The 21,853-nt window shown below is 63.6% G+C and carries 20 protein-coding genes and 1 tRNA gene; 14 read left to right on the top strand and 7 right to left on the bottom strand.

Annotated elements, in window-relative coordinates:
- Positions 1-252 precede the first annotated feature (252 nt).
- From ATN00_RS06155 to ATN00_RS06100, 11 genes are all read left to right on the top strand, one after another.
- Positions 253-1,878 carry an ABC-F family ATP-binding cassette domain-containing protein gene (locus ATN00_RS06155; protein WP_062063234.1) on the top strand — a complete coding sequence of 542 codons (1,626 nt, stop codon included), beginning with the start codon at positions 253-255 and terminating at the stop codon, positions 1,876-1,878.
- A 106-nt stretch (positions 1,879-1,984) separates the two neighbouring features.
- Positions 1,985-2,770, top strand: a complete 786-nt coding sequence (gene lptB / locus ATN00_RS06150; protein WP_062063233.1) for an LPS export ABC transporter ATP-binding protein — start codon at positions 1,985-1,987, stop codon at positions 2,768-2,770.
- A 51-nt stretch (positions 2,771-2,821) separates the two neighbouring features.
- On the top strand, positions 2,822-4,342 hold the full coding sequence (gene rpoN / locus ATN00_RS06145; RefSeq protein ID WP_062063231.1) for an RNA polymerase factor sigma-54: 1,521 nt from the start codon (positions 2,822-2,824) through the stop codon (positions 4,340-4,342).
- Positions 4,343-4,464: 122 nt separating this feature from the next.
- Positions 4,465-5,316 carry a D-amino-acid transaminase gene (locus ATN00_RS06140; RefSeq protein WP_062068462.1) on the top strand — a complete coding sequence of 284 codons (852 nt, stop codon included), beginning with the start codon at positions 4,465-4,467 and terminating at the stop codon, positions 5,314-5,316.
- 237 nt (positions 5,317-5,553) lie between these two features.
- Positions 5,554-6,588: a winged helix DNA-binding protein gene (locus ATN00_RS06135; RefSeq protein WP_062063229.1), complete on the top strand. Its 1,035-nt coding sequence runs from the start codon at positions 5,554-5,556 to the stop codon at positions 6,586-6,588.
- A 174-nt stretch (positions 6,589-6,762) separates the two neighbouring features.
- A tRNA-Val gene (locus ATN00_RS06130) sits at positions 6,763-6,838 on the top strand.
- Between the two features lie 308 nt (positions 6,839-7,146).
- Entirely contained in the window at positions 7,147-7,374 is a 228-nt protein-coding gene (locus ATN00_RS06120; RefSeq protein ID WP_062063225.1) for a zinc-finger domain-containing protein, read from the top strand.
- Positions 7,375-7,474: 100 nt separating this feature from the next.
- Positions 7,475-8,917: a metalloprotease TldD gene (gene tldD / locus ATN00_RS06115; RefSeq protein WP_062063223.1), complete on the top strand. Its 1,443-nt coding sequence runs from the start codon at positions 7,475-7,477 to the stop codon at positions 8,915-8,917.
- Between the two features lie 54 nt (positions 8,918-8,971).
- Positions 8,972-9,547 (top strand): DUF924 family protein, encoded by a 576-nt coding sequence (locus ATN00_RS06110; RefSeq protein WP_062063221.1) that lies wholly within the window; start codon positions 8,972-8,974, stop codon positions 9,545-9,547.
- A 164-nt stretch (positions 9,548-9,711) separates the two neighbouring features.
- Complete coding sequence (locus ATN00_RS06105) at positions 9,712-10,050, top strand: P-II family nitrogen regulator (RefSeq protein ID WP_062063219.1); 339 nt, start codon at positions 9,712-9,714, stop codon at positions 10,048-10,050.
- Positions 10,051-10,064: 14 nt separating this feature from the next.
- Positions 10,065-11,411 carry an ammonium transporter gene (locus ATN00_RS06100; protein ID WP_062063217.1) on the top strand — a complete coding sequence of 449 codons (1,347 nt, stop codon included), beginning with the start codon at positions 10,065-10,067 and terminating at the stop codon, positions 11,409-11,411.
- 117 nt (positions 11,412-11,528) lie between these two features.
- Here the strand turns inward: ATN00_RS06100 and ATN00_RS06095 are convergent, their stop codons facing one another.
- Both ATN00_RS06095 and ATN00_RS06090 read right to left on the bottom strand, forming a co-directional pair.
- A complete protein-coding gene (locus ATN00_RS06095) occupies positions 11,529-12,110 on the bottom strand; it encodes an LOG family protein (protein ID WP_062063214.1) in 582 nt (193 codons plus the stop codon).
- Entirely contained in the window at positions 12,107-13,588 is a 1,482-nt protein-coding gene (locus ATN00_RS06090) for a phytoene desaturase (RefSeq protein ID WP_062063212.1), read from the bottom strand. Before ATN00_RS06090 ends, ATN00_RS06095 begins: the two co-directional genes overlap by 4 nt.
- Positions 13,589-13,745: 157 nt before the next feature.
- Here ATN00_RS06090 and ATN00_RS06085 point away from each other — a divergent pair, with 157 nt between their 5' ends.
- Together ATN00_RS06085 and dmeF are read left to right on the top strand one after the other, a co-directional pair.
- A complete protein-coding gene (locus tag ATN00_RS06085; RefSeq protein ID WP_021245083.1) occupies positions 13,746-14,018 on the top strand; it encodes a metal/formaldehyde-sensitive transcriptional repressor in 273 nt (90 codons plus the stop codon).
- The gene (gene dmeF / locus ATN00_RS06080; protein WP_062063210.1) at positions 14,015-15,088 is read left to right on the top strand and encodes a CDF family Co(II)/Ni(II) efflux transporter DmeF; all 1,074 of its coding nucleotides are present in this window, start codon (positions 14,015-14,017) and stop codon (positions 15,086-15,088) included. Before ATN00_RS06085 ends, dmeF begins: the two co-directional genes overlap by 4 nt.
- Before the next feature lie 790 nt (positions 15,089-15,878).
- Here dmeF and ATN00_RS06075 read toward each other — a convergent pair.
- The 4 genes from ATN00_RS06075 to ATN00_RS06060 form a co-directional block, all read right to left on the bottom strand.
- Positions 15,879-17,063: a BaiN/RdsA family NAD(P)/FAD-dependent oxidoreductase gene (locus ATN00_RS06075; protein ID WP_062063208.1), complete on the bottom strand. Its 1,185-nt coding sequence runs from the start codon at positions 17,061-17,063 to the stop codon at positions 15,879-15,881.
- Positions 17,064-17,071: 8 nt separating this feature from the next.
- Positions 17,072-17,500, bottom strand: coding sequence for a TIGR01244 family sulfur transferase (locus tag ATN00_RS06070; protein WP_062063206.1), 429 nt, complete (start codon positions 17,498-17,500; stop codon positions 17,072-17,074).
- A 61-nt stretch (positions 17,501-17,561) separates the two neighbouring features.
- On the bottom strand, positions 17,562-19,334 hold the full coding sequence (recQ, locus tag ATN00_RS06065; protein ID WP_062063204.1) for a DNA helicase RecQ: 1,773 nt from the start codon (positions 19,332-19,334) through the stop codon (positions 17,562-17,564).
- Between the two features lie 9 nt (positions 19,335-19,343).
- Positions 19,344-19,664 (bottom strand): hypothetical protein, encoded by a 321-nt coding sequence (locus ATN00_RS06060; protein WP_062063202.1) that lies wholly within the window; start codon positions 19,662-19,664, stop codon positions 19,344-19,346.
- 127 nt (positions 19,665-19,791) lie between these two features.
- Here ATN00_RS06060 and ATN00_RS06055 point away from each other — a divergent pair, with 127 nt between their 5' ends.
- Complete coding sequence (locus ATN00_RS06055) at positions 19,792-20,919, top strand: serine hydrolase domain-containing protein (protein WP_062063200.1); 1,128 nt, start codon at positions 19,792-19,794, stop codon at positions 20,917-20,919.
- Here ATN00_RS06055 and ATN00_RS06050 read toward each other — a convergent pair.
- A complete protein-coding gene (locus tag ATN00_RS06050; protein ID WP_062063198.1) occupies positions 20,916-21,701 on the bottom strand; it encodes a PhzF family phenazine biosynthesis protein in 786 nt (261 codons plus the stop codon). The two genes, ATN00_RS06055 and ATN00_RS06050, sit on opposite strands and share 4 nt — an antisense overlap.
- Positions 21,702-21,853: the final 152 nt, after the last annotated feature.

The raw sequence follows: 21,853 nt of genomic DNA, 5'->3' as shown, positions 1-21,853 counted from the left end.
GGGCATTATGGCGCCTCAATCCAACGTCACGTCGTCCCTAAGCGTTCCGCTCTATAAGCTGTGCGAAAAAGGCTGCGTCCCTGCAACATGGCAAATGGATTCGACCACCCGCCCTCCCAACCGAAACCCGCGCCTTGCAGCGCAGCTCTCCCTACCCTATTCTGGCACCAGCAATCGCAAGGGAGAAGGCGATCATGGATTTCCACCTGACAGCAAAGCCATCCAGCCCCGCCGCCAGGAAAGTCCTTGCCCATGCCCTCCATTTCCGTTTCCCATATCAGTTGGTCCACGCCTGAAGGACAGCCTGTTCTTACCGGCATCGACCTCCAATTCAATCAGGAACGCACCGGTATCGTCGGCCGCAATGGGGTGGGTAAATCCACGTTGCTGCATCTGCTTGATGGCACGTTGAAGCCGCTCAATGGGCATATCATCCTCAATGGTACGCTGAGCGGGCTGCGCCAGATCGTCCGCGCCGAATCGGACGAGACGGTCGCCGATCTGTTCGGCGTCACGCAGGATCTGGCGCTGCTGCAAAAGGCCGAAACCGGTGAAGCCAGCATGGTAGAACTGGAACATGCCGACTGGACGCTGGAGTCCCGCATCCTGTCCGCGCTTGGCCGACTTGCGCTCGACGCCACTCCGGCTACCTCCCTTGCCCTTTTTTCCGGTGGTCAGCGCACGCGCCTTGCCCTTGCTGCGGCTGTTTTCGCCCAGCCCGATTTTCTGTTGCTGGACGAGCCAACCAACAATCTCGATCATGATGGACGGCGCGCCGTGCTCAACCTACTGCGTGATTGGCGTGGCGGCGCGATTATAGTCAGCCACGACCGCGAACTGCTGGAGGAAATGGACGCGATCCTCGAACTTACGAGCATCGGCGCCACTCGCCATGGCGGCAACTGGAGCCATTATCGCGAGCGCAAGGCCGTTGAACTCGCCGCCGCACAACAGGATCTCGCTACCGCTGAGCGCCGCGTTAAAGCTGCAAGCCGCGATGCCCAGATCGCGGTCGAGCGCAAACAGCGACGCGACGCCGCAGGCCGCCGGAAGGGCGCACGCGGCGACATGCCCCGCATAGTTTTGGGCATGCGGCGTGAACGCGCGGAAAAGAGTGGCGGCGACAATGCTCATCTGGCCGACCGCCTGCGTGCCGATGCCGAGCAGGCTGCTCGTCAGGCAAAAGCGCGTGTCGAAGTGGTCGAACCCATCTCCATCGCTCTCACGCCAACGGGCCTCGCTGCGTCCCAACGCGTGCTCGATGTGGAGAGTCTGACAGTTGGCCACGAACGGGAACGTGCCATCATCACCAGCCTCGGCTTTTCCATAGTCGGGCCGGAACGGATCGCGCTGGCCGGTCCCAATGGTTCGGGTAAATCCACCCTGCTGGCCACCATCACAGGTCATCTACGGCCCTGGGCCGGAGACGTGAAATTGCATGTGCCCTTCGCCCTTCTCGATCAGCAGGTCACGCTGCTCGATCCCGCGCGGACCATCGCGGAGAATTTCCTGCGCTTCCATCCTGGCGTCGGAAATCATGCCTGCCGAGCCGCGCTGGCCCATTTTCGTTTCCGCGCCGACGCCGCCGATCAGCGGGTCGCTACACTGAGCGGCGGTCAGATGCTGCGTGCGGGGCTTGCATGCGTGCTGGGCGGAGCATCGCCCCCACCCTTACTGATCCTCGATGAACCAACCAATCATCTGGATCTGGAAGCGATGGAAGCCGTCGAAGCAGGCCTTAACGGCTATGATGGCGCACTGCTGGTGGTCAGCCATGATGGCGCCTTCCTCCGCGCCATCGGCATCGAACGGACTATCGATCTGGCTGGCGGGACTGGAAAAGCGCCATTTCCATCCCATGTCACGGGCGGGCAGTGATTTTCCCCTTGCTCCGGCGATCCCGACATGCACAAAGCTTGCCAATTGCCGCATTTCGGATCGATCTATACGCGTGATTAACCAAAGCGGCTGCAAGGACAGACGAATGGACGATGTGACGATCATGGAAAACAAGACTGCCGAAACCTATCCTGTGCCACAGGAAGTGGGCGACGGCCTGTCAGTGATCTCCATTGCCAAAAGCTATGACAAGCGCGCTGTCTTGACCGACGTCTCGCTGACCGTGGGCAAAGGCGAAGTCGTCGGCCTGCTCGGCCCCAATGGCGCGGGCAAGACGACCTGCTTCTATTCAGTCATGGGCCTCGTCCGCCCCGATCATGGCCGCATCATCCTCGACGGGCAGGACATTACAGGGCTTCCCATGTATCGCCGCGCGATATTGGGCCTTGGCTATCTGCCGCAAGAAACGTCGATCTTTCGTGGCCTTACCGTCGCGCAGAATATCGGCGCGGTGCTGGAATTGGCCGAGCCGGACAAGAGTTCCCGCGCGGCCCGCCTTGAACAGCTGCTGGAAGAATTCGGCCTTACCCGCCTGCGCGATTCCGCCGCCATGGCACTGTCGGGCGGTGAACGCCGCCGCTGCGAAATCGCCCGCGCGCTGGCGGCCAATCCTTCCATCGTGCTGCTGGACGAACCTTTCGCGGGCATCGACCCGCTGTCCATCGCCGACATTCGCGATCTGGTGAAGCAGCTCAAGACACGGGGGATAGGTGTCCTCATCACCGACCATAACGTGCGCGAAACGCTGGAAATCGTGGATCGCGCCTGCATCATCTATAGCGGCCAGGTGCTCTTTACCGGCAGCCCGACCGAACTGGTCGCCAATGCCGACGTCCGGCGGCTCTATCTGGGCGAGAATTTCTCGCTGTGACATGATCGGGCGCACTTTCCTCCCCCGCCCTTCAGGCATCGGGACAGACTGATGGCGCTCGGTCCCCGCCTTGACCTGCGGCAGAGCCAGTCGCTCGTCATGACGCCGCAGCTTCAGCAGGCAATCAAGCTGCTGACGCTGTCGAATCTCGAAATCGAAGCCTTTGTCGCGGGAGAGCTGGAAAAGAACCCACTGCTTGAATCCAGCGGCGCAGAGGATGACCGGTTCATCTCCGCTGACGGCGTGGACCGCGATGTTGAGCAACCAACCCTCTCCGCCGACATAGGCGAAGCCGACGCGCTGATCGGACAGGGGTTGGGCGAGGCCGACTGTCCCCTCGATGTCGACCACAGCGCTGAAACCTTTATCGATGACGGCCCCGGCGATCGCTTGGCCGCCCAAGCGGTAGGATCAGCAGGCGGCGGCGACATAATGCCGGGCTATAGTGGCGAAGCGCCCGATTTGGACAGTTTCGCCAAGATGGAACCCGGCCTTCAGGAACATCTGATGGAGCAGGCCGGATCGCATCTGTCGGGCATGGATATCCTCATCGCGACGCAACTGATCGGCCAGATCGACGAAGCGGGCTATCTGGAGGCCAATCTCCTTGAAACCGCTCATGGGCTGAGCGTGCCGCTCTATGATGTGGAGCGCGTACTGGGCGTGATCCAGGGCTTCGACCCCACAGGCGTCGGCGCGCGCTCGCTTGCCGAATGTCTCGCCCTGCAAGCGAAGGAAGTTGACCGCTACGATCCCTGCATGGCGAAGCTGCTCGCTAATCTCGACCTGCTCGCCAGGGGCGCGCTGCCCCAACTGCGCCGCATCTGCGGCGTGGATGAGGAGGATATGACCGACATGATCCGCGAACTGCGTGGATATGATCCCAAACCCGGCCTGCGCTTTGGCGGAGAACGCGCCGCGCCGGTCACGCCCGACCTGTTCGTCAACCCGACCAAGGAAGGCTGGGCGATCGAGGTGAACGCGACCACCCTGCCCCGCATCCTCATCAACCGCAGCTATTATGTCGAATTGTCCAGTGGGACACAGGGCAAAGCGGCCAAAAGCTGGCTCGCAGACTGTCTTGCCAGCGCCAACTGGCTGGTGAAGGCGCTCGACCAGCGGCAGAAAACCATCATCAAGGTAGCAAGCGAGATCGTGCGCCAGCAGGAGGATTTCTTCCACAAGGGCGTCGCGCATCTGAAGCCCCTGACGCTCAAAGCCGTAGCCGAAGCGATAGAGATGCATGAATCAACAGTCAGTCGCGTCACGTCGAACAAATATCTCTCCTGTCCGCGCGGCCTCTACGAACTCAAATATTTCTTCACCAGCGGCGTGGCTGCGGCGGGCGGCGATGGCGCAGTCTCCGCCGAAGCGGTGAAAAGCCACATTAAGGCGTTGATCTCTACAGAAGATCCGCAGGCCATCCTGTCCGACGACACGCTGGTCGACCTGCTGCGCGCCAAGGGCATGGACCTAGCCCGCCGCACCGTTGCCAAATATCGCGAATCCATGGGCATAGGCTCCTCCGTCCAGCGACGGCGGCAAAAGGCGTTGCAAGGCAAGGCCGCCTGAACGCACGCTGCGGCTGGATAGTGAGCAGCCGTGCAAAATGCATTCCAGACACCTCTTGACCGGCGGCGGCGGAGCGGCAACATCACGACCTTTCCATGCATCCGAAGGGTGATCGCGTCGCCATGTCCGTCGCTTATCTGAACGGTCGGTTCCTTCCCTTGGAACAGGCCCATGTCTCCGTGCTCGATCGGGGCTTCCTCTTTGCCGACGGCATCTATGAAGTCGCTGCCGTGATCGACGGTCATCTGGTCGACAGTGCAGCGCATCTGGCCCGATTGGAACGATCGGCCGGAGAAATCGACATTCCCCTCCCTATTCCCCCGGCGGAGATTGAGGCGGTGCAAAAGAATCTCGTCGCCCGCAACGGCCTTGGCGAAGGCCTCGTCTATCTCCAACTGACCCGTGGCGCGGATGGCACCCGCGATTTCCAGCCCTCCGCCGCAATCCAGCCTACTCTGGTCATGTTCGTGCAGGACAAGCCTTTTCTCGACGTGCCCGCCGTCCGCACGGGGATCAGCGTGGCAACCACGCCCGATCTGCGTTGGAAGCGCCGCGACATCAAAAGCGTCATGCTGCTGGCGCAGGCTATGGCGAAACAGGCCGCCAAAGTCTCAGGCGCGCAGGAAGCGTGGATGATAGAGGATGGCTTCGTGACCGAAGGCGCATCCTCCACCGCCTTCATCCTGACCGACGAAGGCATTATCACCCGCCCTTATTCCCATGCGGTGCTGGCGGGCTGCACTGGCGCGGCGTTAACGGCGCTGGCGGAGGAAAGCGGCCTCAAGGTCATCCGCCGTCCCTTCACCGTGATCGAAGCGCTCGCCGCCCGCGAAGCCTTCATCACAAGCGCCTCCACGCTTTGCCAGTCGGTGGTGCGGATCGACGGACAGGCCATCGGTTCCGGGCTTCCCGGCCCGGTCGCGATGCGGCTGCGCGAACTCTATATCGACTTCGCCCGCCGCACTGCTTCCTGAAAAGATCGAAAATGCGTCCAATATGGAGGAATGCCTCCTCATGCGCTCCTTCCCTTCATCTGGTGAAATGAGTCAGCCGAATCGCATCGGGAACGGCACGTTCGTTGCGAGCCCGTTTCCTTTTTCCTACACAACCCCGAGGGCGGCCGCCATTGTCTCCGCTTTGGAGAAAAGATCGGGCTGCGCTGTTCCGATATTTCAGTAGGGTGAAGAACAGAACAAGCACGGGAGCCGCTCATGACCTATGATTTCCCCTACGGCACGAACGAGGGATCGGTCGATCTGCCCTTTGGCACGAAGGATGATCGCGCCGGCTTGCTGGTTTTGACCGATATGGCGGCAACGGGCGATATGGCAACTGTCGCTTCGGCGGCCGGGCTGCGCCTTCTGGAGGCGGTGGCGATAGAGGACGCGCCCTCCCGGCTTGACATTCAGCTCGGCTGTGACGTCGTTCTCCTGCTATGCGACCGGGCCCATCCGATATTGGAACGCCTGTTCGTACAGGTGGAAACCTTTGCCATCCAGCATGATATTCCGGTGATCCTCGCGGCTGGCCTGGAAACGATCGATCTGGCCTATGCCTGCACCCGTAATGAACGGACGCAGTTGCTGTGTCGACCTGATGAAACCGATCTCGCTGCCGCGCTACTTGCCGCCGTCGAGACAATAGGCAACGGGCAGACCCTTCATGACCTCAGCGGCGATAGCGACGGCATCCGCCTGCAAAAGCTGAGCGATGAAGTCAGCCGCCTTGCCCGCACTCTGGAAACACTGACCCAAAGACGGCATCAGGCCGCACCGTCCTTCGAACTTGGCCCCCGCATTTCCGATCGACCAAGCGATTATATAGGCATGCCTGCCATTGCCCCCCTGGGCGAGGAGCAGACAGACGTGGATGGACGGAATGACATCACACCTCAACAGGTGCGGGACTGGTTGCGCGTCCGCCGCCTGCGTGACGAGTTTCTGCCGGGGGACCTGTTTGCCGATCCGGCATGGGACATGCTGCTCGACCTGTTTGCCGCGCGGCTGGGACAGGAACGCGTATCGGTGTCCAGCCTATGCATCGCATCGGCCGTGCCGCCCACCACCGCGCTCCGTTGGATTCGCACATTGACGGAAAAAGGGCTATTGCAACGACAGGCCGATCCGCACGACGGGCGCCGCGTCTTCATCACCTTGGCCGATAGTGCCGCCGCCGCCCTGACCCGTTGGTTTGGAGCGAGCCGACGCTTTCTTGGCCATGATGGAAGAACGGGGATACATGCGTGACCTGCAGGCAATGCTCCTCTCGCCCAAGAGCCATGTGGGACATCCCTGCCGCTTCCTTCGGGAATAGTTCGGGACTCTCATATCCATTCCAGTCCGTTCGCTGCTGCTCTGTTCCGCGAACATACTCTTGACCGTTGGCCAAAAGACCCTAGAAGCGCGGGGAAATCCCCACGGGGGCGATTAGCTCAGTTGGTAGAGCGTCTCGTTTACACCGAGAATGTCGGCGGTTCGAGCCCGTCATCGCCCACCATAAATTCATGATCGGTGACTTGTCGTTCGTCGTATCGATGCGGATGAATGATATTCATCCGCCAGCAATCTCTGGTCAGGCACTCGTCTAGCCCATGCCGGTCTCAATCCTTTTCAGCGGTGTCATAGCCCCCATCCTGTTTCTGCTCTCTCCTTCGGCGGCGGCGAGCATGAGGGACTGCCTCGATTGGTATCCACCCGCCAAGGCCACAGCCTCCTCGGACAAGCCCTGCCCGCCTCCGCTGCTGATGTAATGCATGCCCGCCAGCATATTGCGGCCCGGCTCGACCGCTGCTAATCGACCGCTCCATGATCCAGCCGCCTGAAATCATCCGAGTCTCCCGGTCGCGCGTTTCCTGCGACGGTTCGGGCGACATTCCCGCCGCCCTCGGCCATCCGCGCGTCTTTCTGGAAATCGACGAGCATGGCTATGTCGACTGCGGCTATTGCGACCGGCGCTTCGTGCTGATCGGCGGGCCGGGTGACACGCCTGAAGTAGGCAATTTGCCCGATATAGCCTCAGGCGCCAGCATCTGACGAAATTTCGCCGGGCTTAAGGGCGACTTCGGCATCTAATTTGACGTGATTCCCGAGGCGGTGGGCTTCACCTGCCTCGAAATCATTCTATATCGGACGCATGACCGATCTTGCTTCCCAATTCACCGATGCTCGTGGCCTGCTCTATCGTCCGGGTCTGCTCGATCCAGATGGCGCGTGCCGCCTGACCGCCGAGGCGCTGAAAGCCTGCGACGATGGCGAACTTTATCTGCAATATCGGGCGAGCGAAAGCTTCGGCTTCGATGATGGGCGACTGAAGACCGCCGACTATTCGACCGATGCGGGCTTTGGCCTGCGCGGCGTGTCGGGCGAAATGACGGGCTTTGCCCACGCCAACGACATAAGCGAAGCCGCTATTCGCCGCGCCGCCGAAACATTGACGCTGCTTGACCCGGCCGAGGGCAGGCCAGCCCCGCCTCCGCAGCGGACCAACCGCCACCTTTATACCGACGCCAATCCCCTGGAGATCGTCCCCTTCGCCGAGAAGGTGAGGCTGTGCGCCGAGATCGATGCAGCCGCCCGCGCCCGCGATCCCCGCGTCGCGCAAGTATCTGTGAGCCTGTCGGGAAGCTGGTCCGTGGTGGAGATCCTCCGCGCCGACGGTTTCACCGCAACGGATATTCGCCCGCTAGTGCGCCTCAACGTGTCGGTTATCCTGGAGGAGAATGGCCGCCGCGAAACCGGCGTGTTCGGGGTGGGCGGGCGCTATCTTTACGATCAGGTCATGGATGCGGCGATCTGGAACCGCGCCATAGACGAAGCGCTGGCGCAGGCACGTGTCAACCTGCGGTCTGTCGCCGCCCCCGCCGGAGAGATGACGGTGCTATTGGGGCCGGGCTGGCCCGGCGTGCTGGTGCATGAAGCCATCGGTCATGGGCTGGAGGGCGATTTCAATCGCAAGGGCACCAGCGCTTTTTCCGGCCGCATTGGTCAACGCGTTGCCGCACCCGGCGTGACGGTGGTGGATGACGGCTCCATTCTGAACCGTCGCGGCTCCCTCTCCATCGACGATGAGGGCACGCCAACCCGCGAAAATGTCCTGATCGACGACGGTATCCTCAAGGGCTATATGCAGGATCGGCTGAACGCCCGGCTGATGGGCGTCGAGCCGACCGGTAACGGCCGCCGCGAAAGCTACGCCCACGCGCCGATGCCACGCATGACCAACACATTCATCAAAGGCGGCAATGATGACCCGCAAGAGTTGCTGAGCCGCATGAAATCCGGCATCTTCGCCAAGAGTTTCGGCGGCGGACAGGTCGACATCGTATCGGGCAAGTTCGTCTTTTCCTGCACCGAAGCCTACAAGGTCGAGAATGGCAAGCTGGGCGAGCCGATCAAGGGTGCCACGCTAATCGGCGATGGCCCGACCGCGCTGACCAAGGTCGCAGGCATCGGCAATGACTGGGCACTGGACGAAGGCATCGGCATGTGCGGCAAGGGCGGGCAGAGCGTGCCTGCTGGCGTCGGCCAGCCAACCCTGCTGATCGAGGGGCTGACGGTCGGCGGCACGGCGACCTGACGCGAAGCCGCCATGGGCTGAGGAACCCGGCTGCGAGCCGCTCATTCATCTGGTATGAACATGTTGACCGATAGTCCCGATGCCGTGACCGCCGATTGGGCGGCGGCGCTGCTTGACTTCTGGTTCAATCAGGTCGGCGAAAAAGGCTGGTGGGGCCATGATCCGCTATTGGATCGACTCTGCAAAACGCGTTTCATGAAGACTTGGGAAGAAAAGCGGAGATTGCCTGCCGAAGACTTCCTCGAACGCGCGGACGAAGCGCTGGCCGCGGTGCTGCTGTTCGACCAATTGCCCCGCAATATGTTCCGGCAAAGCGCCACGGCCTTTGCCACCGATCCCCTCGCCCGCGACATTGCCCGCGGCGCTATCGCCCATGGCTATGATATCCAGATTGGCGGGGCTGGCCGTCTCTTCTTCTACATGCCTTTCCAGCACAGCGAGGCGCTTGAGGATCAGGAGCTTTCGCTCACGCTGTTCGAAGCTGCGGGCGATCAGCAATCACTGGACTTCGCGCGCGAGCATCACGCCGTTGTCAAGCAATTCGGTCGTTTTCCACATCGCAATGCCGTTCTGGGCCGTTCAGACCGGCCCGGCGAGGCAGAAGCGGCAACGCAAGGCGCGATCTGGTAAAACAGCATCGGCCGCTGCCCAAATTTTAATCACATTCCGGCCGCTGCCCATTTTTTTGGCGCTGCATCATAAGCAGCGCACCTGAAAACCCCTGTTAATCCCCGTTTAACGAATTGGCACAGCTCTTGCTGAGTAGTGTTCGCACACCAGTTAAAGGGGGCGACATGAAACTTGTCATGGCTATCATCAAGCCGTTCAAGCTTGACGAAGTCCGCGAGGCACTTTCCTCGCTTGGCATCGCCGGCATGACGGTCAGCGAAGTGAAGGGCTTTGGTCGTCAGAAAGGACAGACCGAAATCTATCGCGGGGCCGAATATTCAACCAACATGGTTCCGAAGATCAAGATCGAGGTTGTCTGCGACGACGACCTCGCGCCACGCGTCGTCGAGGCAACACAGTCCGCCGCCAATTCCGGCGCCATCGGCGATGGCAAGATTTTCGTCCTCGATGTCGGCCAGGCGGTTCGCATCCGCACCGGCGAAACCGGCGAAACCGCTCTGTAAAATTGGGGGGAATAATGAGCTTTTCCAAAAAACTTTGCAGCATGGCGGGCGCTGCGGCGTTATCGCTGTTCACCGCGCTGCCTGCTTGGGCGCAGGACGCCGCCGCTGCGGCCCCCGTGCCGAATAAGGGCGACACCGCCTGGATGATGGTTTCCACCATCCTCGTTCTCGCCATGATCCTCCCTGGCCTTGCGCTGTTCTATGGCGGCTTGGTCCGCACCAAGAACATGCTGTCCGTCATGACGCAGATCGGCGCGGTCGCGTGTCTCGCGATGCTCGTCTGGGTCACCTATGGCTATAGCCTGGCATTCGGTCCCGATGCGTCGGAAGGGCTCAAGCCCTTCGTCGCCAGCCTTGGCAAAATGTTCTTGGCCGGCATCACGCCGGATTCGACGGCGGCGACCTTCACCGACGGGGTAGTCATTCCCGAATATGTGTTCGTCAGCTTCCAGATGACCTTCGCCGCGATCACCGTGGCGCTGGTGCTGGGTTCGGTGGTCGAGCGCATCAAGTTTTCGGCCGTGATGATCTTCGCCCTCGTCTGGCTCACCATTGTCTATTTCCCGATTGCCCATATGGTCTGGGCGGCAGGCGGCCTGTTCTTCGAAATGGGCGCGTTGGACTTTGCGGGTGGCACGGTGGTGCACATCAACGCCGGCGTCTCCGCGCTGGTGGCGTGCATCATCCTGGGCAAGCGCATGGGCTTCCCCAAGGAACCGATGGCGCCCCATTCGCTGACGCTGACGGCCGTCGGCACCGGCCTGCTGTGGGTCGGCTGGTTCGGGTTCAACGCCGGTTCGGCGCTGGAAGCCAATGGTTCGGCTGCTCTCGCGATGATCAACACCTTCGTCGCCACTGCCTCGGCCGCGCTGGCCTGGATGGTTGCGGAGCGTGTCGCCGGGCACAAGGCTTCGGCTCTGGGCTTCTGTTCGGGCGTGATCGCCGGTCTCGTCGCCGTGACTCCGGCGGCGGGTAACAGCGGCCCGTTCGGCGCGATCGTCCTTGGTGCTGTCGCCTCGGTCATCTGCTTCTTCGCGGTCACAGTGCTCAAGCCCAAGCTGGGTTATGACGACTCGCTCGACGCCTTCGGCATCCATGGTATCGGCGGCATGATCGGCGCGATCGGTACCGGCATCGTCTACTCGCCTTCGCTGGGCGGACCGGGCGGCGCGGACTATGCGATCGGCAGCCAGCTCGTGACGCAGATCCTTGCCACGGTGACCACCATCGTCTGGGCGTCGATCGGCACCACCATCGCCATATTCATCGCCAAGGCAGTGACCGGCCTGCGGGTCAGTCCCGAAGTCGAACAGGAAGGCCTCGACCTCGGCGAGCATGGCGAACGCGCCTACAACTACTGAGATTGGCAGGGCGGCCGCGAAGCCGCCCGCCTCACCTTGTTCCTCCTGCGAACATACCTCGGGGCCGGTGCGAAAGCATCGGTCCCATTTTTATGCGGGACACGCCGGTGAGGGCAATTAAAGCTGGGTCGATTTCATCGCGAAGATGGGTTCGTGCGGCTGGTAGCTCGCCATCCTGTCCAGCAATATATCCAGCTCGCTGGCATGAATGAGAATGTCCGCATGGCCATGGCGGATGAATCCCACCTCCACCATCTGGCGATAGAAGGCGATCAACGGATCGTAAAAGCCGTTCATGTTGAACAGCCCGACCGGCTTGGCATGATAGCCAAGCTGCGCCCAACTGATCGCCTCCCATAGTTCATCCATCGTGCCAACGCCGCCGGGCAGCGTCACGAAGCCATCGGACAGATCGGTGAACATCGCCTTGCGCTGATGCATCGTCTGGACGATGTGCAATTGTGTGCAACCGCGATGAGCGACTTCAGCGCTGACCAGCGCCTCGGGGATCACCCCGATCACTTCGCCGCCCGCTTCGAGCGCGGCATCCGCCACGGCGCCCATCAGGCCCAATCGCCCACCTCCGTAGACAATGCCGATTCCCCGCTTTGCCAGGTCGTGCCCGACCTGCCGTGCCGCTTCGACAAAAGCCGGGTCGGCGGGCGTAGCCGAGCCGCAATAGATGGCCAATCTCTTCACGCCAGGTCTTTCAACATTAGGGCAGCGGTCGCCTTTGCTCCGGTCACCACGCCGGGGATGCCCGCGCCCGGATGTGTGCCCGCGCCCACCAGATAGAGGTTGGGAATGACATCATCGTGATTGTGCGGCCGGAACCAGGCATTCTGCGTCAACAGCGGTTCCAGGCTGAAAGCGCTGCCGCAATGGGTGGAAAGATCGCGCGCGAAATCGGCTGGCGTATAATGGAACTGCGTGACGATACGGGAACGGATGTCCGGTATCAACCGATGCTGGACTTCATCCAATATCCGATCTGCATAAGCAGGCGCGAAGCGATCCCAGTCGATCGGCAGTTTGCCCATATGGGGCACCGGCGTCATGACGGAGAAAGTCGAATAGCCCTCTGGCGCCAGCGACGGATCGGTGACGGTGGCATGTTGCAGATATAGGGCGAAATCCTGCGGCAGGATGCCATAATCGAAAATGTCCTTGAGCCACGCTTCATAACGCGGACCGAACAACATCATATGATGCGGAATGCCCGGCCAGCTTCCCCTGATCCCGAAATGCAGCACGAACATTCCGGGCGACCAGCGCTTGCGGGCGATCCTGTCAGCCTGCTTCGCGCCACGCGGATGATGGCCCAGCAGATCGCGATAGCTGTGCACCAGATCGGCATTGCTGGCGACGGCCTCCGCCTCACCATGCCAGTCCGAGGCGGTCCGCACGCCGACCGCCCGGTCGCCATGCACCTCGATCTGCACAACCCTGTCGCCCAGACGCAGCACACCGCCCAGACGCTCGAAATGTGTCGCCATGCCCTGCACGAGCCGGTTGGTTCCGCCCTGGGCGAACCAGACGCCGCCCTGCTTCTCCAACTTGTGGATCAGGCTGTTGATCCCGCTGGCCGTCGTCGGATTGCCGCCGATCATCAGCACACGCCATGACAGCGCCTGCCGCAACCGTTCATCCTTCACATAAGACGAAACGACGGAAGAGACGGAGCGCCACGCCTGATTGCGGGCCAGCATGGGTGCGGCCCGGACCATCGAGGCGAAGTCGGGAAAGGTTTCGCAGCCTAGCCGCCGCCATGCTTCTTCATATATATCGTCGGCATGGTCGAGGAACCGCTCATAGCCCGCGACATCGGGCGGGCTGAGTTTCGCGATCTGGGTACGCAGCGCGCCCTCCCCGCCCGCGCAGTCGAACTGGGTGCCGTCCGGCCAGTTCAGGCGGTAAAAGGGATCGACGGGGAGCAGCGTCACATCTTCGGCCATGTCATGCCCGGACAGGCGCCACAGTTCCGCCAGCGAGGCCGGGTCGGTGATGGCGGTCGGACCGGCGTCGAAGGTGAAGCCTTCCCTTTCCCACATATAGGCGCAGCCGCCGGGGCGGTCGCGAGCTTCCACCAGCGTGGTTTCGATCCCCGCGGACTGGAGGCGGATGGCGAGCGCCAGACCGCCAAAGCCCGCGCCTATGACAATGGCCTTCCTGTTCATCAGGCGATGGGGCTGGGCAAGGGAAGCATGGCGCCTCTTATGGGCATGGGGGAGGGAGGGCACAAGATGTCGATGAGGGATGGAGGCCAAAGCAAGAGAGAGGTGGCGAAGGGGAAGGGGTTGGCACGATCTCCTATATAGTATAGGGGGGTATCCTATGCATATTGTTGCCGATCAGGAAAAGCTGCTGGCGCGGGTCCGGCGGATCGCGGGGCAAGTTCAGGCCGTGGAGCGCCAGCTCATGGGCGATGCGGGCTGTTCGGAGACGTTGCAGCTGGTCGCATCCGTGCGCGGCGCGGTGGGCAGCCTGATGGAAGAACTGATCGAACAGCATATGCGCGAGCATGTGGCGCGCCCCGGCCTGACCGATATGGAGAGGCAGGCAGCGGCCGAAGAAATGCTCGCGCTGATCCGGCGATACGGGAAATGACGATGCACGACGATCACGGCCCCTCTCACCACGGCCACCCTCATCATGGGCATGACCATCGCCATGGACAGGGCCATGGGGACACGCACAAGCAGGCGCATGGGCAGGCACGGATGCAGGCCGGGGCGGCGGACGATTTTCCGCCGCCGCCCGACGAGCTGGAGGAACTGCATTATTTCGATCATATCTACCTGAGCGCGGGGCATGACCGCAATGCGAAGCGGACGCTGTGGGTGGTCTGGCTCACCGCCGCGACCATGGTGGTGGAGATCGCCTTTGGATGGATCACCGGGTCCATGGCGCTGCTGGCGGACGGGTTCCACATGGCGACCCATGCGGGCGCGCTGGCAGTGGCGGCGGCGGCCTATGCCTACGCCCGCAAACATGCGCGCAATCCGCGCTTCACCTTCGGCACGGGGAAGGTCGGCGACCTGTCGGGCTTTGCCTCCGCGCTGCTGCTGGGCGTGACGGCGCTGTTCATCGCGGTCGAATCAGGGATGCGCCTGTTCGAACCGGTGAACGTCCGGTTCGGGGAGGCGACGCTGGTCGCGGTGATCGGCCTTGCCATCAACCTGCTGAGCGCCCTGCTGCTGGGCCACGACCATAGCCATGACGGGCAGGAGCATGGTGGCCATGACCACAAGCACGGCCATGCCGACAATAATCTGCGCGCCGCCTATGTGCATGTGCTGACCGATGCGCTGACGTCGGTGCTGGCAATCATGGCGCTGCTGGCGGGGCGCTATCTTGGCTGGTGGTGGATGGACCCGGCGGTCGGCCTGCTGGGCGCGGTGGTGATCGCGCGCTGGGCCTGGGGCCTCATGAAGGACACGTCGGCGATCCTGCTGGACACGGCCGAACCGGCGCTGATGGCGCGGGTGCGGAGCCTTGCCGAAGCGGAAGGCGCGACGATCCGCGACCTGCATGTCTGGCGCGTCGGACCCCATGCCCATGCAGCGATCATCAGCCTGACGCCCGGCGCGAACATCGCGGCGGTGCGCGCAAAGGTCGGCGCGCTGCCGGGAATGGAGCATGTGACGGTGGAGACGGTAGCAGCCGTCCAGAGGTAAGGCGGCTATATCCTCGGCAAACTTTCCGACTTGCTGACCGATATGGGTGGATTCGAGAATGGCAGCTTTCGGACAAACATGTTGTAAAAGTTCGATCAATATTGGATTTCGGGTGGACCGATCGTTCGCGCAGAAATGGTTTCAAACTGCTCATCGCATCTGCTTCCCGCATTCAACATCGCAATTTGCCGTGGGCGTCTATCGCTCCAAGGGTCTGCTCTAGCGGATCGTGATATCTGGGCCTTCATCATCGCCGCCATACAGCGCGCCCTTTCATGGCTGCATGATCCGACGAATTCGACAAAATTTTTGTCCAATGTGTTGGCAGAAGCAGCAAGGCGATTTCCAGTCTTACGAAGACACCGGGCGAGAAGCTCGCGCTTTTCATGAGCCTTTGCCCAAGCGGTTCTGCATTTCTCAGCGTCATAGGCCGGAGTGCAGTGGTCTGGTTGCGCCGCTGTAACTAATCGCGTTCCGTTTGCGACTTCATTGGCGCTGGTGGGAGGAGCAATAACCGCGAGCATCGAGAGCATTATTGTGAAAGCAAAAATACGATAGCGCACCGACGCCCCCCCCTCATATGCACAAGAAAATATCTGCTCTGGGCAGAATAAGCCAATTGCTGGGCCCTGATGCGTGGGAATACGCGCGTGACCGCATCCGGGGTGATATGGCTATCGTTTCAATGACTAATTATGATCGATAATGGCTATCAGGCAAGGATCGTTTGCAAGCTGCATCATCGCCCAAGGAAAGGGGCTATTTTCGGCTTTTCCGCCGCGAACCGATTCTACACCGCCTGCCCCGCCGCCCAGCCGCTGGCCCAGGCCCATTGGAAATTATAGCCGCCCAGCCAGCCGGTGACGTCCACCGCCTCTCCGATCGCGTAGAGGCCGGGCATCTTGCGCGCCTCCATGGTGCGGGAGGACAGGCCGTCGGTGGCGATGCCGCCGGAGGTGACTTCGGCCTTGGCATAGCCTTCGGTGCCGTTGGGGGTGAAGGACCAGCGGGCGAGGCGGCGCTCCGCCTCCGCCAGCTTGCGGTCGGGGAGGTTGGCGAGGTCGCCATGCAGCGCAAGGCGTTCGCCCAGCGCATCGGCAAGGCGGTCGGGCAGATGGGCGCGCAGGCTCTGGGCCAGCGTGGCGCGGGGCTTGTGGCGTTTGGCGTCGATCAGCCAGCCGTCCGGCCGATCGGGCAGGAAATCGAGCGCGATGGCCTCCCCGTGCCGCCAATAGGAGGAAATCTGGAGGATCGCCGGGCCGGACAGGCCCCGATGGGTGAGCAGGGTGGCCTCGCGGAAGGCGGTCTTGCCGCTGTGGGCGATCACCTCGGTCGAGACGCCGGAGAGGGAGCGGAACAACACATCCTCGCCGCCCAGCGTGAAGGGGACGAGCGCGGGGCGCGGCTCCACGACCTTGAGGCCGAAGCGGCGGGCGAGGTCATAGGCGAAGCCGGTCGCGCCCATTTTCGGGATGGAGGGGCCGCCGGTCGCGATCACCAGCGCGGGGGCGGTGGCCGTTCGGGCGCCATGGGTGACGCGATATAGGGCGTCGGCATGATCCACGGCGGTGATGGGGTGGTCGAGGCGGATGTCGACGCCGCCTGCCGCGCATTCGTCCAGCAGCATCGCCACCACCTGCCGCGCGGAGCCGTCGCAGAATAGCTGGCCCAGCGTCTTTTCGTGCCAGGCGATCCTGTGGCGCTCGATGAGGGCGAGGAAATCGGACGGGGTGTAGCGGCCCAGCGCCGACTTGGCGAAATGGGGATTGGCGGAGATATAGCGGTCCGGCGCGGTGTGGATGTTGGTGAAGTTGCAGCGGCCGCCGCCGGAGATGACGATCTTCCTGCCCGCTTCGGGCGCGTGGTCGATCAGCAGCACGCGCCTGCCCCGCTGGCCTGCGGTGGCGGCGCATAGCAGCCCGGCCCCGCCCGCGCCGAGGACGATCACGTCATAATGGGTGTCGCTTTGGGGCAATCGGTGGATCAGTTCGCGGCGAGCGCGTCCATGATCTGCCGCACCGGCGTCACGTCATAGCCCGCATTGGCGGCCTGTTCGGTGAGGGCGGCGGGGTGATCGCCCGCGCGGGCGCGGGTCAGCGCCCAAAGGAGCGTGCTGCGCGTGCCGGAGCGGCAATAAGCGAGGATCTTGCCTTCGCCCGCCTGCGCGAGGGCGGCGGCCATGCCGTCAAGCTGCCACGGGGCGAAGCCGCCATGGGCGACGGGGACGGCGGCGTAGGCGATGCCGGCGGCCTTGGCAGCGGCTTCGATTTCCGCGCCGTTCACCTGGCCCGGCTCCTCGTCATCGGGGCGGTTGTTGATGATGACGGTCACGCCCTGCGCCCTGGCCTGTTCGACATCCGCCACGCTGATCTGCGGCGAAACGAGGATGCTGGGGGTAAGCTGGCGGAACATCGGCGGGACTCCTTTGCGGCCTTCCTTGCGCTTTGGGGCTGCGGGATTCAAGAGGGAAGGATCAGGCGAAGGGTCGGATGGCGGCCAGGAAGGCGTCGCCATAGGCGTCGAGCTTGCGCTGGCCGACGCCGCTGACGTGGCCGAGTTCGGCCAGGGTCGTGGGGCGCTGCTCCGCCATTTCGCGCAGGGTGGAATCGTGGAAGATGACATAGGGCGGCACGCCCGCTTCCTGCGCCAGTTCGCGGCGGCAGGCGCGCAGGGCGTCGAACAGCGGATCGCCCACGGGGTTGGCTTCGCTGCCGTTGCGGGCGCTGCGCTTGCGGCGTTCGCGGCGCGGGGGGAGGACGATGCGGACTTCTTCCTCGCCGCGCAGGATCGGGCGGGCGTTGGGGCCGAGCATCAGGCCGCCATGCTCGGTGGTTTCGAGCGCGTCGCGGACCAGCAAGGCGCGGGAGACGGGACGGAGGAGCGCCGTCTCATCCCCCTCGACGATGCCATAGACGGAAATCCTGTCATGGCCGCGATCGCGGATTTTGTCCGTCGCCGCGCCCGTCAGGACCGATTCGATATGGCCCGCGCCGAAGCTCTGGCCGGTGCGGTAGACGGCGGAGAGGAATTTCTGCGCGGTCTGGGTCGCGTCGATGCTGGCGGGCGGACTCATGCAATTGTCGCAATTGCCGCAGGTCGCGGGCGGGCTTTCGCCGAAATGGCGGAGCAGGATGGCGCGGCGGCAGGTGCCGGTTTCGACCAGTGCGCCCAGCGCCGCGATGCGGGCGCGCTCGCCCTGCTGGCGGGTGGGATCGAGTTCGGCGATGCGCTGGCGGGCGCGGGCGAAATCCTCCGCGCCCCAATAGAGATGCGCCTGCGCCGGTTCGCCGTCGCGGCCTGCGCGGCCCGATTCCTGATAATAGCCCTCGATCGATTTGGGCAGGCCTGCATGGGCGACGAAGCGCACGTCGGGCTTGTCGATGCCCATGCCGAAGGCGATGGTGGCGACCATCACCATGTCCTCGCTGGCGATGAAGGCGGCCTGGTTGGCGGCGCGGACCTGCGGGTCGAGGCCCGCGTGATAGACGCGGACGGCGCGGCCGGTCCTGGCGAGGCCGTCGGCCAGCTTCTCGGTCGCGGCGCGGGTCTGGGCATAGACGATGCCGGGGCCGGGATTGGCGGCGGCGAGGTCGGCCAACTGGCGCGGCAGGCCATCGCGGGCGTGGACGGCATAACGGATATTGGGCCGGTCGAAGCCCGCGATGACCATGCCTTCGCGCGGGATGCCCAGTTGGACGAGGATGTCCTCACGCGTGTGCGCGTCGGCGGTGGCGGTGAGCGCAAGGCGGGGGACAGCGGCGAATTCGTCCAGCAGCGGGCGGAGCAGGCGATAGTCGGGGCGGAAATCATGGCCCCATTCTGAGACGCAATGCGCTTCGTCTATGGCGAAGAGGGCGATCTTCGCCGAACGGAGCAGGCTGCGGAAGCCTTCGCCGCTGGCGCGTTCGGGGGCGACATAGAGCAGGTCGAGGTCGCCGCCCCGAAGCCGCTCCTGCGTTTCGCGCCAGTCCGCATCGACGCTGGTCAGGCTGGCGGCGCGGATGCCGACCGCCTGCGCGGCGCGAAGCTGGTCGTGCATGAGGGCGATCAGCGGGGATATGACGACGCAGCAGCCCTCCAGCGCGACGGAGGGCAATTGATAGCAGAGCGACTTGCCCGCGCCGGTCGGCATGATGGCGAGCGTGGCCTGCCCGTCCATGACACGGCCCACCACCTGTTCCTGCACCCCGCGAAAGCCGGGAAAGCCGAATATGTCGTGCAGCAGCGTGGGGATGTCGGGACGCATGGAGACGCCTTAGCGGACGGGGTCGAGCAGGCAACCCCAGCCGGGACGATAGCGGGCGGTGCGTGTCGCGATGAGCGGCACGCTGGCGCTGACGGCGCGCGCATCGGGATGGTCGGTGAGCGCCACCATGCCCATGCCCGGTTCCTTGTCGCCCTGACAGCTTGGCATGTCGCGCCGCTCAACATAGCGGCAGGAGCAGGCGACGCGCGCGCCATAGGCCGCGCCCAGCGCCGCGCGGGCGTTCAGGGACCGCCAATTCCACGCCAGCAGGGCGAGTAGGACCGCGATGAGGCCCCCCAACCCGTAAATCCATTTGCGGCGCGCGGACATGCTCCCCTTTCCCAAAAACCGTGCAGAGCATTTTCGAGCCACCCATTCATGGGCGGCGACCCGGAAAATGCGGCAAACAAAAATCAGAGCGTTTTCACCGGAAGGGAAAACGCTCTATGCGCGGCTTATGAAGCTCCGTGGGATAAGCGTAAAGCGCCTTGGCGCAGGGGTGGCCTTTTTGTCGCTGATCGGCGTGGCGGGGGCGTGGGCCGTGCGCGCGCAGAACGCCGTCGCGCCGGTCTATAGCGTCGCCAGCGACGACGATGTGAGCGAGGCCATGATCCGATCCGCCGTCGATCCGCTGTTCGAGGATGGCGCGATGGGCGAGACCCGGGCGCTGGTGGTGATGCACCGGGGGCGGATCGTCGCGGAACGCTATGCGCCCGGGTTCGGGCCGGAGACGAAGCTGCTGTCCTGGTCCATCGCCAAGAGCGTGACGGCGGTGCTGGTCGGCCTGATGGTGTCGGACGGACGGCTGGGCATCGATTCGCCGGTGCCGGTCGAGGCATGGGGCCAGCCGGGCGATCCGCGCGGACGAATCACGCTGCGCCAGTTGCTGACCATGACGTCGGGCCTTGACCATGTGGAGGAAATGAAGCCGATCGAGCGCGGCGACACGCCCCGGATGCTGTTCACCGACGGGGCGCAGGACATGGCCGCCTATGCCGAGGCGAAGCCGCTGGCCCATGCGCCCGGTTCGGCCTTTTCCTACAGCACCGGCAGCACGACGATATTGTCGGAACTGATGGCGCGGATGCTGACCAACAGCCGCGATCCCGACGCGCGGCGGCGGGCGATGCAGACATTCATCGACGGCAGGCTGAAGGCGCCCGCGCGGCTGAAGAGCCTGACCGTCGAATATGACCCGGCGGGAACGATGATCGGCGGCAGCTTCCTGCACATGACGGCGCGGGATTATGCGCGCTTCGGGGAATTGCTCCGCAACCATGGCCGGGGCGTGGGCGGGCACCAGATCGTGCCGGAAAAATGGATCGACTTCATGCGCCGCCCTTCGCCGCGCAATCCGGCCTATGGCGCGCATCTGTGGATCAACCGGGCGAGCGAGGAAAGCCCGCTGATGCCGGGGATCGCGCCCGACAGCCTGTTCGGCTGCGTCGGGCATAACGGACAATATATCCTCGTGTCGCCGGGGCAGAAGCTGACCGTGGTGCGGATCGGCATGTCGCCGCGCACGCAGCAGCAGGAGGCGTTGAAGGCGGGACTGGCCAGGCTGATCGGCCTGTTTCCGGGTTAGAGGGAAAAGCGGCCTTCTATCACCGTGCGGCACGCGCCGGTCAGGATCACCCGGTCGCCCTCCAGCGCGCAGCCGATGCGACCGCCACGCGCCGACGCCTGATAGGCGCTGATCCGATTTCGGCCCAGCCGATCCGCCCAGAAGGGGGTGAGCAGGCCATGCGCCGATCCGGTGACGGGATCTTCATCGACGCCGCCGCCGGGGACGAATACGCGGCTGACGATGTCGCTATCCTCACCCGCTGCCGTGGCGATCAGCATGATGTCGCCCAATGCCCTGAGGCGCGCGAAATCGGGGGAGAGCGCCCGAACGGCGGCGGCATCGGGGAAGAGGAACAGGCTGTAGCCGCCCTCGCGCCAGTGACTTTCGAGCGGCGCGCCGCCAAGACCCGCCGCCAGATCAGGCAGCGAGCGCGGCTCCATGGTCCATGCCGGCAGCGACAGCGCATAGCCCTGCTCCGCCCGCGACACGGTGAGTATGCCGGCATGGCGCGTGCGGAAGCGGACGCTGTCCCGCTCCATCAGCACATGGCCGCTCGCCAGCGTGGCATGGCCGCATAGCTTCACCTCGACCGCCGGGGTGAACCAGCGCAGGGCATAATCGGCATCCGGATCGTCGGGCGTCGGCACGGTGAAGGCGGTTTCAGACAGGTTGTTTTCCGCGGCGATAGCTTGCAGCACATCGTCGGCAAGCCATTGGCCGAGCGGCATCACCCCGGCGGGATTGCCGGTGAAGGGCGCATCGGCAAAGGCATCGACCTGAGCGAAAGGCAGGCTGGTCATGGGTTTCTCCTTGTCGCGCCCGTTTGCCCGGTTGGCGCGCGAGGGGACAGGGCCGGCCGTCAGGGATTGGCTTTTCCCGAGCGGGCGCGGAGAGAATCTATGGTTGAGATGGGCGGGGAACGGACGGTCTGCTATTCCCATCTCCGTTCGCC

The organism is Sphingobium baderi, from assembly GCF_001456115.1.
In the GTDB taxonomy this organism is placed as follows: Bacteria; Pseudomonadota; Alphaproteobacteria; order Sphingomonadales; family Sphingomonadaceae; genus Sphingobium; species Sphingobium baderi_A.
The sequence above is the reverse complement of the archived record's forward strand: the minus strand, read 5'-3'. Positions and strand labels throughout refer to the sequence as shown.

What these genes read in the sequence shown, in the direction of transcription:
- ATN00_RS06100 (WP_062063217.1), top strand. Translation starts at nt 10,065, where the DNA reads ATGAGCTTTTCCAAAAAACTTTGCAGCATGGCGGGCGCTGCGGCGTTA.
- ATN00_RS06135 (WP_062063229.1), top strand. Translation starts at nt 5,554, where the DNA reads ATGACCTATGATTTCCCCTACGGCACGAACGAGGGATCGGTCGATCTG.
- ATN00_RS06060 (WP_062063202.1), bottom strand. Translation starts at nt 19,664, where the DNA reads ATGTCCGCGCGCCGCAAATGGATTTACGGGTTGGGGGGCCTCATCGCG.
- ATN00_RS06105 (WP_062063219.1), top strand. Translation starts at nt 9,712, where the DNA reads ATGAAACTTGTCATGGCTATCATCAAGCCGTTCAAGCTTGACGAAGTC.
- ATN00_RS06120 (WP_062063225.1), top strand. Translation starts at nt 7,147, where the DNA reads ATGATCCAGCCGCCTGAAATCATCCGAGTCTCCCGGTCGCGCGTTTCC.
- dmeF (WP_062063210.1), top strand. Translation starts at nt 14,015, where the DNA reads ATGACGATGCACGACGATCACGGCCCCTCTCACCACGGCCACCCTCAT.
- ATN00_RS06085 (WP_021245083.1), top strand. Translation starts at nt 13,746, where the DNA reads ATGCATATTGTTGCCGATCAGGAAAAGCTGCTGGCGCGGGTCCGGCGG.
- rpoN (WP_062063231.1), top strand. Translation starts at nt 2,822, where the DNA reads ATGGCGCTCGGTCCCCGCCTTGACCTGCGGCAGAGCCAGTCGCTCGTC.
- ATN00_RS06050 (WP_062063198.1), bottom strand. Translation starts at nt 21,701, where the DNA reads ATGACCAGCCTGCCTTTCGCTCAGGTCGATGCCTTTGCCGATGCGCCC.
- ATN00_RS06090 (WP_062063212.1), bottom strand. Translation starts at nt 13,588, where the DNA reads ATGAACAGGAAGGCCATTGTCATAGGCGCGGGCTTTGGCGGTCTGGCG.
- lptB (WP_062063233.1), top strand. Translation starts at nt 1,985, where the DNA reads ATGGACGATGTGACGATCATGGAAAACAAGACTGCCGAAACCTATCCT.
- ATN00_RS06110 (WP_062063221.1), top strand. Translation starts at nt 8,972, where the DNA reads ATGAACATGTTGACCGATAGTCCCGATGCCGTGACCGCCGATTGGGCG.
- ATN00_RS06070 (WP_062063206.1), bottom strand. Translation starts at nt 17,500, where the DNA reads ATGTTCCGCCAGCTTACCCCCAGCATCCTCGTTTCGCCGCAGATCAGC.
- ATN00_RS06140 (WP_062068462.1), top strand. Translation starts at nt 4,465, where the DNA reads ATGTCCGTCGCTTATCTGAACGGTCGGTTCCTTCCCTTGGAACAGGCC.
- recQ (WP_062063204.1), bottom strand. Translation starts at nt 19,334, where the DNA reads ATGCGTCCCGACATCCCCACGCTGCTGCACGACATATTCGGCTTTCCC.
- tldD (WP_062063223.1), top strand. Translation starts at nt 7,475, where the DNA reads ATGACCGATCTTGCTTCCCAATTCACCGATGCTCGTGGCCTGCTCTAT.
- ATN00_RS06055 (WP_062063200.1), top strand. Translation starts at nt 19,792, where the DNA reads ATGAAGCTCCGTGGGATAAGCGTAAAGCGCCTTGGCGCAGGGGTGGCC.
- ATN00_RS06155 (WP_062063234.1), top strand. Translation starts at nt 253, where the DNA reads ATGCCCTCCATTTCCGTTTCCCATATCAGTTGGTCCACGCCTGAAGGA.